The sequence below is a fragment of the uncultured Sphingomonas sp. genome (assembly GCF_946477935.1).
Lineage (GTDB): Bacteria > Pseudomonadota > Alphaproteobacteria > Sphingomonadales > Sphingomonadaceae > Sphingomonas.
Genome location: NZ_CAMLAC010000334.1, coordinates 1 through 2,801, shown reverse-complemented (window position 1 = coordinate 2,801; position 2,801 = coordinate 1). Strand labels below are relative to the sequence as shown.

At 65.1% G+C, this 2,801-nt stretch carries 2 protein-coding genes; one reads left to right on the top strand and one right to left on the bottom strand.

Annotation, left to right across the window (positions count from 1 at the left end; genetic code table 11):
- Window positions 1–155: 155 nt before the first annotated feature.
- On the top strand, window positions 156–1,805 hold the full coding sequence (locus tag Q0U08_RS19485; protein ID WP_298093435.1) for a CTP synthase: 1,650 nt from the start codon (window positions 156–158) through the stop codon (window positions 1,803–1,805).
- A 152-nt stretch (window positions 1,806–1,957) separates the two neighbouring features.
- Here the strand turns inward: Q0U08_RS19485 and Q0U08_RS19480 are convergent, their stop codons facing one another.
- Window positions 1,958–2,428: an Hsp20 family protein gene (locus tag Q0U08_RS19480; RefSeq protein WP_298093433.1), complete on the bottom strand. Its 471-nt coding sequence runs from the start codon at window positions 2,426–2,428 to the stop codon at window positions 1,958–1,960.
- Between the last annotated feature and the right edge of the window lie 373 nt (window positions 2,429–2,801).

The following is a 2,801-nucleotide window of genomic DNA, read 5'->3' as shown; positions in this document are numbered from 1 at the left end:
CGCCCCGGCGGCTCCGGCGGATAATTCGGCGGTCCCTCTCGCCCGCTAACCCTTCGTTTTCCATCGCGATGACAGGGATTTACGCCCGCAGGTGATGCGGGCGTGCATCTTTGCTGTTGTCGTTTGCCCCCCATCCAAGCTAGGCGGTTCCTCCCATGGCGCGGTATATTTTCATCACCGGCGGCGTGGTCTCGTCGCTCGGCAAAGGCCTCATGGCGGCCTCTCTTGCGGCTCTTCTTCAGGCGCGCGGCTACCGCGTGCGCATCCGCAAGTTCGATCCTTATCTGAACGTCGATCCGGGCACGATGAGCCCGTATCAGCATGGCGAGGTGTACGTCACCGACGACGGGGCGGAGACCGATCTCGATCTCGGCCATTATGAACGCTTCACCGGCGTCGCCAGCCGCCAGTCGGATAACGTCACGTCGGGCCGCATCTACAAGACGATCATCGAGCGGGAGCGTCGCGGCGACTATCTGGGCGCCACCGTGCAGGTCATCCCGCACGTCACCGACGCGATCAAGGCGTTCGCCCAGGCCGATACGCTGGACGATGACGGACAGGATCTCGATTTCGTCCTGTGCGAGATCGGCGGCACCGTCGGCGACATCGAATCGCTGCCTTTCATCGAGGCGATCCGCCAGCTCAAGAACGAACTCGGCCGCGGCCGATCGATCTCGATCCACGTCACACTCGTGCCCTATATCGCCGCCGCCGGCGAGTTGAAGACGAAGCCGACCCAGCATTCGGTGCGCGAGCTCGCCGCATTGGGCGTCGCCCCCGACGTGCTGGTCTGCCGCTGCGAGAAGCCGCTGCCGCCGTCCGAGCGTGCCAAGATCGCGCTGTTCTGCAACGTGCCGTCCTCCGCGGTCATCCCGGCGCTCGATGCCGCCAGCATCTATGCGGTGCCGCTGCAATATCACGCCGAGGGCCTGGATTCGGAAGTGCTGCGCGCCTTCGGCATCGAACCCGGCGCCGCGCCCGATCTGGGCCGCTGGACCGAGATCGTCGATCGCCTCACCAACCCCGAAGGTGAAGTGACGATCGGCGTTGTCGGCAAATATGTCGGGCTGCAGGATGCCTACAAGTCGCTGAACGAAGCGCTCGTTCACGGCGGCATCGCCAACAAGGTGAAGGTCAACATCCGCTGGATCGACGCCGAGATGTTCGAAGGCGATCACGGCGAGGTCGCGGGCCATCTGGAGCCCTGCCACGCCATCCTCGTCCCCGGCGCCTTTGGCGAGCGCGGCGCGGAGGGCAAGATCGCCGCGGTCCGCTTCGCGCGCGAGCGTAACGTGCCCTATTTCGGCATCTGTTTCGGCATGCAGATGGCGTGCGTCGAGGGCGCGCGCGATCTCGCCGGCATCCCGGACGCCTCCTCTACCGAGTTCGGCCCGACCGAGCAGCCGGTGGTCGGCCTGATCACCGAATGGATGGGCCGCGCCGGGCTGGAGAAGCGCGAAGCCAGCGGCGACATGGGCGGCACGATGCGGCTCGGCGCCTATGACGCCAAGCTGGCCGGCAACAGCGTCGTCGCCTCCATCTATGGCGGCACCGACATCTCCGAGCGCCATCGTCATCGCTACGAGGTGAACACCGGCTACAAGGAAGCCTTGGAAAAGGGCGGCCTCGTCTTCTCCGGCATGTCGCCCGACGGCACGCTGCCCGAAATCGTCGAGCGTCCCGACCACCCCTGGTTCGTCGGCGTGCAGTTCCACCCGGAACTGAAGTCCAAGCCCTTCGACCCCCACCCCCTTTTCGCCAGCTTCATCGGCGCCGCCCTCAAGCAAAGCCGCCTGGTCTGATCGCAAGGCCCCCCCTTCACGGGAGGGGGTTGGGGCAAGGCGTCTCCACAGCTGCGCCCTGCCCGAAAACGAAGAAAGCGCCCGGACCTTTCGGCCCGGGCGCCCCGCGGCGCCATATCAAAAGGGAGTTCGATGTCGGCGCCGAGCTTGTCTTACGCGGCCTGGGCTTCGCCCTCGGCCACATGCTCCACCGCGGCGAGCGGCTGGCCCGTCTTGATCGCGATCGTCTTGGGCTTCATCGCCTCCGGCACCTCGCGCACGAGGTCGATGACGAGCAGTCCGTCGTTCAGGCGGGCATCCTCCACGAACACGAAGTCGGCGAGTTCGAAGCGCCGCTCGAACGAGCGATTGGCGATGCCGACATGCAGGAAGTTCGGCGCACCCGCCTTGTCATCCTTCTTGCCGGCGACGAGCAGCAGGTTCTGCTGCGCGGTGATCTCGATCTCGTCACGGCTGAAACCGGCGACCGCGATGGTGATGCGATACCGGTCCTCGGCGAGACGCTCGAGGTTGAAGGGGGGATAATTCTCGGCCGCGGCACCCCGTGCGTTGGTTTCGAGAAGGTCGAACAGCCGATCGAAGCCGATGGTCGAGCGGCGATAAGGGGTCAGGTCGAGTCGCATTTGCAAAACCTCCGAAAGAAGCGAGTTGACGTTTGCGGGATGTCCAGTTCGCTGCGACATCCGGGCACGGCCCGATAACGGCACCGCACGAAAACCTATTTGGTTAGCTGCAGCGGCCATTCAAGAACCAGTTCCCACTTTTCCGCGCGATAGCTGCGCTTTGCCGCCGGCAAGGCACAGCCATGTTGAATATCCACCACATCAATAGAGATTACGCGACGACAAAAGACCAAAAGGGAAATCGTTCATGTCGCTCACGCTCGCGCTGCTGCTCGCCGGCCAGATCGCCGCCGGTCAGCAGACCCCGCCGGACCAGACGGCAGGACCGCAGGACCCCGCCCCGCCCGCGCCGAGCAAGGCCGTCTCGGCACCG

What these genes read in the sequence shown, in the direction of transcription:
- Q0U08_RS19480 (WP_298093433.1), bottom strand. Translation starts at nt 2,428, where the DNA reads ATGCGACTCGACCTGACCCCTTATCGCCGCTCGACCATCGGCTTCGAT.
- Q0U08_RS19485 (WP_298093435.1), top strand. Translation starts at nt 156, where the DNA reads ATGGCGCGGTATATTTTCATCACCGGCGGCGTGGTCTCGTCGCTCGGC.